Origin of the sequence: Paenisporosarcina quisquiliarum (genome assembly GCF_043641925.1) — a bacterium.
Taxonomy (GTDB): Bacteria; Bacillota; Bacilli; order Bacillales_A; family Planococcaceae; genus Paenisporosarcina; species Paenisporosarcina quisquiliarum_A.
In genome coordinates, this window is sequence record NZ_JBHZRU010000025.1 from 40233 (window position 1) to 50093 (window position 9861).

General features: G+C 40.6%; 8 protein-coding genes and 1 riboswitch. Of the genes, 7 read left to right on the top strand and 1 reads right to left on the bottom strand.

Annotation, left to right across the window (positions count from 1 at the left end; translation table 11 throughout):
* Nucleotide 1: 1 nt before the first annotated feature.
* On the top strand, nt 2-835 hold the full coding sequence (gene speE, locus ACHUE4_RS15790) for a spermidine synthase (RefSeq protein WP_394191778.1): 834 nt from the start codon (nt 2-4) through the stop codon (nt 833-835).
* Nucleotides 836-838: 3 nt separating this feature from the next.
* The gene (speB, locus tag ACHUE4_RS15795) at nt 839-1711 is read left to right on the top strand and encodes an agmatinase (protein WP_394191780.1); all 873 of its coding nucleotides are present in this window, start codon (nt 839-841) and stop codon (nt 1709-1711) included.
* A 241-nt stretch (nt 1712-1952) separates the two neighbouring features.
* On the opposite strand, the gene ACHUE4_RS15800 is transcribed toward speB, so the two are convergent.
* Nucleotides 1953-3041 (bottom strand): GGDEF domain-containing protein, encoded by a 1089-nt coding sequence (locus ACHUE4_RS15800; RefSeq protein ID WP_394191782.1) that lies wholly within the window; start codon nt 3039-3041, stop codon nt 1953-1955.
* Nucleotides 3042-3221: 180 nt separating this feature from the next.
* Between ACHUE4_RS15800 and ACHUE4_RS15805 the strand changes: the two genes are divergently transcribed.
* The 5 genes from ACHUE4_RS15805 (at nt 3222) to ACHUE4_RS15825 (ending at nt 9453) form a co-directional block, all read left to right on the top strand.
* Nucleotides 3222-3644: a YwiB family protein gene (locus ACHUE4_RS15805; RefSeq protein ID WP_394191784.1), complete on the top strand. Its 423-nt coding sequence runs from the start codon at nt 3222-3224 to the stop codon at nt 3642-3644.
* Complete coding sequence (argS, locus tag ACHUE4_RS15810) at nt 3641-5308, top strand: arginine--tRNA ligase (RefSeq protein ID WP_394191786.1); 1668 nt, start codon at nt 3641-3643, stop codon at nt 5306-5308. The genes ACHUE4_RS15805 and argS overlap by 4 nt, the downstream gene beginning before the upstream one ends.
* A gap of 399 nt (nt 5309-5707) precedes the next feature.
* Nucleotides 5708-5896, top strand: a riboswitch (cobalamin riboswitch).
* A 141-nt stretch (nt 5897-6037) separates the two neighbouring features.
* Complete coding sequence (locus tag ACHUE4_RS15815; RefSeq protein ID WP_394191788.1) at nt 6038-7009, top strand: ABC transporter substrate-binding protein; 972 nt, start codon at nt 6038-6040, stop codon at nt 7007-7009.
* Nucleotides 7002-7997, top strand: coding sequence for a FecCD family ABC transporter permease (locus ACHUE4_RS15820; RefSeq protein ID WP_394191790.1), 996 nt, complete (start codon nt 7002-7004; stop codon nt 7995-7997). Before ACHUE4_RS15815 ends, ACHUE4_RS15820 begins: the two co-directional genes overlap by 8 nt.
* A 1-nt stretch (nt 7998) precedes the next feature.
* Entirely contained in the window at nt 7999-9453 is a 1455-nt protein-coding gene (locus ACHUE4_RS15825; protein WP_394191792.1) for an adenosylcobinamide amidohydrolase, read from the top strand.
* Nucleotides 9454-9861: the final 408 nt, after the last annotated feature.

Consider the following 9861-nt stretch of genomic DNA (forward strand, 5'->3'; position numbering starts at 1 on the left):
TATGGCTGGATTTTGGTTTACAGAAAAACAAACCGAGAATTTTGGCATTACGATGAAGGTGAACCGTACCTTGCATACGGAGCAAACGGATTTCCAATTGCTCGAAATGGCGGAAACGGCTGAATGGGGCAACATGTTATTCCTAGACGGCATGGTAATGACTTCTGAAAAAGATGAGTTTGTTTACCATGAAATGGTGGCACACGTGCCTTTATTCACACATCCAAACCCTGAAAACGTATTAGTAGTCGGCGGTGGTGATGGTGGGGTAATTCGTGAAATCATGAAACACCCACAAGTAAAAAAAGCGACACTTGTTGATATCGATGGCAAAGTTATTGAGTTCTCGAAGAAGTATTTACCAACGATCGCATCTGAACTTGATAACCCTCGTGTAGATGTTCAAGTTGGCGATGGCTTCATGCATATTGCAGAATCAGAAAACAAGTATGACGTGATTATGGTTGACTCAACAGAACCCGTTGGACCGGCAGTGAATTTATTCACAAAAGGCTTTTATGCAGGAATTTCAAAAGCGTTAAAAGAAGACGGGATTTTTGTCGCTCAATCGGACAATCCTTGGTTTACTCCTGACTTAATCAAACAAGTTCAAAAAGATGTGAAGGAAATTTTCCCGATCACTCGTTTATATACGGCTAACATCCCTACGTATCCATCAGGTTTATGGTGTTTCACTGTAGGTTCTAAAAAATATGATCCATTAGAAGTGGAAGATGCTCGTTTCCACGATATCGACACGAAGTATTACACCAAAGAATTGCACAAAGCTGCATTCGTTCTACCTAAGTTCGTAAAAGACTTGGCGGGGGAATAAAGAATGAGATTTGATGAAGCCTATTCAGGCAATGTGTTTATTAAAAGTCATCCAAATTATGATGAATCACAAGCCGTTATTTATGGAATGCCTATGGACTGGACAGTTAGTTACCGCCCAGGTTCTAGGTTCGGCCCACAACGTATTCGCGAAGTATCCATTGGTTTGGAAGAATACAGCCCATATTTAGATCGTGATTTAGAAGAAGTGAAATATTTTGATGCTGGAGATATTCCATTACCATTTGGTAACCCTCAAAAAAGCTTAGATGAAATTGAAACGTTCGTAACAAAATTATTAGCTGACGGAAAAGTGCCAGTTGGTATGGGTGGCGAACATTTAGTTTCTTGGCCGGTAATGAAAGCAGTTGCTGCAAAATATCCGGACCTAGCAATCATTCACATGGATGCACATACAGATTTACGTGAATCGTATGAAGGGGAAGCACTTTCCCATTCAACGCCAATTCGCAAAATCGCGCATCATATCGGACCGAAAAACGTCTATTCATTCGGAATTCGTTCTGGAATGAAAGAGGAGTTCGTTTGGGCGAAAGAGAATGGCATGCACATTTCAAAATTTGAAGTGTTAGAGCCATTAAAAGAAATATTGCCAACGCTTGCTGGACGTTCAGTCTATGTGACAATTGATATTGATGTTCTTGACCCAGCACATGCACCTGGAACAGGTACCGTGGATTGTGGCGGTATTACATCACGTGAATTATTAGCGTCGATTCATGCAATTGCAGGTTCTGACGTAAACGTAGTGGGCTTCGACTTAGTTGAAGTAGCGCCAATTTACGATTCATCAGAACAAACAGCTAACACTGCAAGCAAACTCATCCGTGAAATGCTACTTGGTTGGGTTAAATAAAATATAAAGAAGACCTTGAAACTGTTTAAAGTTTCAAGGTCTTTTGTATTCACTAGTTGTGTACGTGAATCTAGTAAATTATTTATCTAATCTAGTAAATCTAATGGTTATTCAAGTAATTTGGACAGCTAATCTAGTAATTTTGATGGCTAATCTAGTAAAAGTAGATTGAAAAGAAACATTTTCCATAGCAGCTCCTAGTAAACAAGAAAAGCGTGAAGCTTTCTTTTTCAAGAGAGCTTCACGCTTTTTTATTTGTATAATGAAAAACTCGATTACGGCCAATGGCTTTCGCTTCATACATAGCGCTATCTGCAGCTCCATACAACTCTTGGAGAGTGGAACCGTTGTCTGGATAAGAACTGACACCTACAGATACCGTGATGCCAATTTCATTATCCCCAGAAACAGGGAAATCTGCACGAGCAACCATCGATCGAATCTTTTCAGCTATATGAATGCCCATTGCAGGTGGTGCATTTGGAAGCAACACTGCAAATTGTTCCCCACCATTTCGCGCAACTATGCCTTCCTTAGGGGAAACTAAGTTTTTTAGACGCTTAGCTAATTCTTTTACGATTTCATCCCCAACAGGATGCCCGTATAAATCATTTACCTTTTTAAAGTGATCAATATCAATGGATATGAGTGAAAAAGGTTTTTGTTCCGGCGTTATACATGCTTTCGTTATTTGATGAAATTTCCGGTTGTTATATAGGCCAGTTAAATAATCAGTTTCAGATAATAATTCAATTCTACGGATTTGATCAAAGTGATTTTTCAGCTCATCCAAAATAATCATTAAGATAAAAAAGGAGAAAGTTGAAAATAAAATGAAATACAAGATATACATATAATTCGAGTAATTAAGGTAAAGCAGTGCACCAATTAATATGCTTGTCTGGATGGTTGCGTAAAAAAAGAAGTACTTCGCATTTTTAAAGTTCATTGGAAATTTAAAACTGAATCCGCCAATGACCAACCCTAGTGTGATCGCATTGACTCCAGCGACAATGGAAATTGGTGTCACATCGTACATAAGCATGCGTGATAGACCAATAATAATTCCACTTATAATCGGAGCAATCGGACCACCAAATAAACCGGCAATAACAATGATGACATGCCTAGAATCGACAATCATCGTATCAGTTATTTGAATGGAAGATTCCATTAAAATAAAACCAGTTATGCCAGCCATAAACCCAATCATGTATGGATGTGAATTAGGGAACGGCATTCTAAATCGAACTTGATCTTGAAAAGGCCAATAAGATAAAACGGCAAATGAAAATAAAATACAAAAGTTGACAATAAGTTCTAGAAGCATGACCTTTTTCCTCCTGGTATGTATGGTAGATTTAGTATATCATACCTAATTCGATCCATTACAAGTAAAGTGAGTATTGAAAAGTAAGGAAATGAACAAATATATTGTTTAATTGATATAAAGAGCTAAAATCGCTTATAATAAAAAGGTTATCAATAAAAAGGAGCTGGTGGAAACGTCATGAGTAAACAAGTAAAAGTGAAATTAAAGACGACCATTCAGCAGCCAAATGAAGAGCCTGAAATATATGAATTATGGTCTTCTGGAACCTTCATCGAAAAAGGTGAACATTCTTATTTAAAATACGAAGAAATTCAAGACCAACAAGTCATAAAAACGACTGTTAAAATGGGGTCAAGTCAAGGACTTATTTTTAGGAGCGGAGCCGTTAATATGCGTTTGCCATTTTTAATTGGGGCAGATCAAACAGGGAATTATGAAAGTGAATTTGGCACATTAAACGTGAAAACCAATACACGTCAAATGACGTTTGAATTAAATGACGACCAGGGACACTTTCTGGTTCAGTACGAACTAATCGTTGGTGGACAGCCAGTTGGCGAATACACCCTCGAATTTAATTACACGGAGGTATCGCCATGAACGCAGTAGAACAAGTACAACATGTTGTGAAGACGGCTATTCAACAAGCAGTAATAAAAGCAAAATTATCAGAAACAGAAAGTGTTCCCGCTATCCATTTGGAAACACCGAGAGACAAAACCAATGGTGATTACGCGACAAACATTGCGATGCAGTTAACGAAAATTGCCAAAATGCCACCACGTGCAATTGCAGAAGCTATTTTAGAAAATCTAGATACAACAAATACACCAATTGAAAAAATTGAAATTGCAGGTCCAGGATTTATGAATATCTCGCTACGTAAAGATTATTTAGCGGATGTCATTAAAGCGGTCATTGAGCAAGGGGCCAATTACGGACGATCACAAGCTGGCGCTAACGAAAAAATTCAAGTCGAGTTTGTTTCGGCCAATCCAACGGGCGACCTTCATCTTGGGCATGCGCGTGGAGCGTCTGTTGGGGATTCATTATGTAATGTCTTAGACTTCGCAGGCTATCAAGTATCTCGTGAATATTACATCAATGATGCTGGGAATCAAATCAATAACTTAGCGTTATCTCTAGAAGTTCGCTACAACGAAGCGTTAGGAAAAGACATGGAAATGCCGGAAGACGGATACCGTGGTCAAGATATCATTGATATCGCCAATGCACTCGTAGCTGAACATGGAGATGCTTTATTAGCAAAATCAGAAAAAGACCGTTTCGATTTCTTACGTGCACATGGACTGAAAATCGAATTAGCGAAGCTACAACAAGATTTAGCCGATTTCCGTGTCAACTTCGACAGCTGGTATTCAGAAACGTCGTTGTATGACGGTGGCAAAATCGAAGTCGCTTTGCATAAATTAAAAGCCAATGGACATGTGTTTGATGAAGAGGGAGCGACTTGGTTCCGTTCTACAACATTTGGCGACGACAAAGATCGTGTATTAATTAAAAACGACGGATCCTTTACGTATTTAACGCCAGATATCGCTTACCATGAAGACAAAATCTCTCGTGGATATGATCAGTTAATCAACATATGGGGAGCTGACCACCATGGTTACATCCCACGCATGAAAGCTGCAATCCAAGCGTTGGGTTATGACCGTGATACGTTAGAAGTCATGATTATTCAAATGGTTCAACTATATAAAGATGGCGAAAAAATGAAAATGAGTAAACGTACAGGTAAAGCCGTAACGATGCGTGAATTAGTGGAAGAAGTCGGCTTAGATGCAGTGCGTTATTTCTTCGCAATGCGTTCTGGCGATTCACATATGGACTTCGACTTAGATCTAGCTGTTTCTCAATCGAACGAAAACCCGGTTTACTATGCACAATATGCTCATGCGCGTATCAGTTCTATTTTACGACAAGCTGAGGAACAAGGCTTTACAGCTTCGACTGAGAACTTGAATTTATTGCAAGCTGAAAAAGAAATTGATGTACTGAAGAAAGTGGGAGACTTCCCACAAGTCGTAGCGGATGCAGCGAAAAATCGCTCACCACACCGTGTGGCTAATTACATCCAAGAAGTAGCGGCTACATTCCATAGCTTCTATAACGCAGAAAAAGTGTTGGATCCTTCAAATGAAGACATGACACGTGCACGTATCGCACTTATCACAGCAGTTCGCACAACAATTGCCAATGCACTTCGTTTAATTGGCGTTAGCGCACCTGAGAAAATGTAAATGAAATAAAATAGCCATTCCGTTAAATTAAAGCGGGATGGCTATTTTTATTGAAAAAATTAGGTTAACAAAGATGAGTTAAAGGTCTTCGCATGAAATTGCAAGATCTCTCTTTGAACGAGCAAGTTTATAAAATAGAAGTTCTTCTCAGAAGCGAAGCGTAAAAGAGCTAATTGGAGCTCCTGAAGCAGCCTTTGCTGTTGGAAACTCCTGGGCTTTCGCGCGTAGAAAACGAAATTGAGTGAAAGGTTAGCGTGTGAACGTGAAAGATCCCTCTATTAAAGTGAAAGGTAGGCACTTGAAAGTGAAAGCTTTACTCGATTCCTCCAAAAGCAATCTCAATCGCACAAAAATGCCTCTCGACACGCTCAACAAATCATGTATAATGAAAAATGAATTACATAGCTTTAACACGAAGGTGCTCTGCTTCAATCGCAGAGTTAAAAGGGAAGTCGGTTTAAATCCGACGCGGTCCCGCCACTGTATGTGTGAGGAACGTGCATCAAGTCACTGAAGTCGAACGACTTTGGGAAGACGCACAATCCGTTGACCACAAGCCAGGAGACCTGCCTACGTGCTAACACTCAGCAACCCTACGAGGATAGGAATGGTGTGAATCGACAGCAGTTACGCATAAGCGTGCTTGCTTTAATTCAACCTCCCATCCTCCGACATTGCGCGGAGGATTTTTTGTTCTTCAAAAACCACAAACATCTAGGAGGAAACCCAATGAAAAAGTTTTGGCAATTAGCACTAACATCATTAATGGCTCTATCTTTAGTAACCGCATGTGGACAAAATGACGCTCAACCGAAAGAAAACACAACGGATAACTCATCTGTTCAAGAAGAAAAAGCTGCTTCTTATCCAATGACACTCACTGACGTGACTGGAAATGAAGTCACACTTGAAGAAGCACCTAAAGCAATCGTATCCATGATTCCAAGTAACACAGAAATCTTGTACGCATTAGGCTTAAGTGAAGAAATTGTGGGTGTATCTGATTATGACAACTATCCTGAAGAAGCCGCTTCAAAAGAGAAAATCGGCGGGATGGAATTTAACGTCGAAAAAATCATTTCATTAAATCCTGACTTAGTACTTGCGCATGAATCAGCACTTGGAACATGGGATGCAGGGCTACAACAACTTCGTGACGCTGGTGTTCAGGTGTACACTGTGACAAATGCTGAAACGTTTGACGCAACTTACGAAACCATTCACGAAATTGGGGAAGCAACAGGCAAGACAAAAGAAGCGGCAAAAATCGTAGAAGACATGAAAGCGAAAATTAAAGAAGTGCAAGACAAAGTAGCTGAAGTCGATACGAAAAAGAAAGTCCTCGTGGAAGTATCACCGGAACCTGAAATTTACACACCTGCTGGAAACACAATCATGAACGAAATGTTAGACATGATTAATGCAGAAAATTTAGTAGCTGATCTAGACGGTTGGATTAAAATTGATCCAGAAGAAATCGTCAAACGAAACCCGGATGTCATTCTCACAACTTATGGCAATTACACACCTGACGCGGTAAATCTTGTGTTAAACCGAAATGGCTTTTCAGATGTAACGGCTGTGAAAAACAAAGCAGTTCATGACATGGATGCAGATTTGACAGGACGCATGGGCCCTCGCCTTGCAGACGGATTAGAACTTGTAGCGAAAAATGTTTACCCTGAGGCTTTTAATGAATAAAACCGGAATCGCTTATGCAGTTTCCATCTGCGTATTGATCGCGGCTGTGATTGCTGGTGTGACCATAGGAACCGTATCGATTCCAGTATCAACTCTCTGGAATCGACAAGCGGATCCTGCATTATTTAATATACTTTGGAACATTCGTATGCCGCGTGTTGTTTTAGCCGGCTTAGTAGGAGCTTCACTCGCAATTGCGGGTGCGGCATTCCAAGGTTTGCTTAAAAATCCACTAGCCGATCCGTACACATTAGGTGTGTCATCCGGCGCATCAGTTGGCGCAGTAATCATTTTGTTTTTTGGCATTTCCATTCCGTTCTTAGGCATCTTTACACTTCCCGTTTTCAGTATGGCAGGAGCTTTTATTACCATGTTAGCGGTCATTGGGTTTGCGAAACTTGTCGATCGATCCATGAAAATGGAAACAATCATTTTAACCGGAATTATTTTTAGTTCATTCTTAGGTTCCATCATTTCATTAATGATTGCCTTAACTGGCGAAGAACTTAGACAAATCATTGGCTGGATTTTAGGCAGTGTTTCGATGCGTGGGTGGGATTACGTGAATATGGCGTTGCCATTTATCATAATAGGAACGCTATTACTCTGGCTAAATCGAAGAGAGTTAAATGCATTAATCTTCGGCGAAGAACGTGCGAAACATCTAGGAGTCAACGTCAAAAATCGAAAAATGATGATCTTAGCTGGTGGCTCGATTTTAACGGGAGCAGCAGTCGCGGTATCAGGAACAATCGGCTTCATCGGGTTAGTAGTCCCACATATGATTCGACTTGTTTCAGGTGCAGACCATCGTCAATTACTCCCATTATCATTTTTAAATGGGGCATCATTGTTAGTTCTGTGTGATTTGCTTTCACGCACAATCATTGCACCAACTGAACTTCCAATCGGAGTCATTACCGCGTTTCTAGGCGCACCAGTGTTTGCCTTTATTTTCTTCAAACAACGACGAACGGGAGGTGCGTAATTTGCTACAGGTCGACCAAATATCTGGCGGTTATCAAGGCGCACCCGTTGTTAAAAATGTATCATTCACAGTCGCAAGAGGGGAAATGCTTGGAATCCTTGGACCAAATGGGAGTGGGAAATCGACTTTACTAAAAGTCATTAGCGGCATTCTCCCATCATTAACTGGAACGGTCCACATTGATGAGAAACCGCTCACTTCATTCCAATCGAAGCAACTCGCAAAGCAAATGGCCGTTTTGCCACAACTACATGCACATGCATTTACTTATACTGTTCGAGAAACGGTGTCACTTGGACGCTATCCCCATCAATCTGGATTATTTTCATCTTGGTCAGAGGAAGATGAATCGGCTGTCGTCGAAGCCATGCAGTTGACGGACATCACGCAATACGAAAACACGTACCTTGATGAGTTATCTGGCGGGGAACAACAACGCGTCTTTGTCGCACAAGCACTCGCGCAAAAAGCACCGATTTTACTGCTAGACGAGCCGACGAACCATTTGGACATCGCGCACCAAAAGCAATTACTCGACACCATTAAAACGCTCTGCTTAACAAAAGGACTAACCGTCGTCTCTGTTTTCCATGATATCAATCTCGCTTCTCTATATTGCGACCGACTATTGATGATGGACCGCGGAACAATTCAACACATAGGTGAACCACATGCCGTTTTAAAAGAAGAACAAATCATGGACGTCTACAAAGCGCGAGTCGTCAGCCATCCACATCCAGAACTACCCAAACCGCAAATCACGCTCTTGCCAAGTATCGAAAGTATAAAAACCATGCCTTTGGTTAATCAAACACACTTCCGCATCACATCAGACTTTGTGATTCTACAAACGGAAAATCCACTAAAAACCGTATCTTCCGCAGTAGTCAACGCAGGTTCCGGTTGGTATCGTAACTTTGTTAATCGACACGTCCCGCCTACCTATGAGCAAGAAAATAGTATGGAAGAAATGACTCAGTACCTACAAAGGCAAGGGTTGTCCGCCACCGACACCGTCGGAATGATGACAGCTATTCAACCAGAAAAAGTGGTCATTTCCGATTATTATGGGGACTTTGGACAAATCACAATAGCTGTAACTGCAGGAATTGGCAACGCAATTGATGTATCAAAATCATACGAATACACGAGACAAGCACCGGTTGGAACAATCAACACCTGGATTATCATTAACGGAAAACTCTCAGAAGAAGCTTTTATCCAAGCGATGATTACAGCAACAGAAGCAAAAACAAAAGCCCTCCAACATATGCATGTGTTAGATCCCTACAGTGGAACACTTGCAACAGGGACACCAACCGACAGCCTACTAGTAGCCGCAACACAAATCGGCGCAGACATTCCTTATGCAGGACCCGTAACCGATTTAGGCAAACTAATCGGACGAGGCATCTTCGAATGCACCATAAAAGCAATCAACAAAACCCAATCGTGAAAATGCGATTGGGTTTTGTTTTTGTGTTAAAGATTATAAGTAAAAGTTTTCTTATATTGAGGATTGGAAGTATGAGGCGAAAAAAATCTTTCGTTATAGCACTACCATGTTAGCTTCGAAGTAAGAATAGCGGTGTTCAATAAGTATTAAGTGAGAACTGCTGATAAGAGGATCGAAAATTCACTACTAATTTTATATCATAGCGTGTTTTCATGAATCAGGTAATGATATGTAAGCTTCTACTAATTAATCTTCAATGAAGTTTAATATATTAAGGGAAAATATTCGCATTGCTTTTGAAGATTGAAATGTAGGTGGCGACTCCAGCGGCATCAGCACGAGGGCACTGAAAAACCCCCTGTTAACATAAAGACATTCTTAGGATTTCTTAAGGATGTCTTTTTGTTT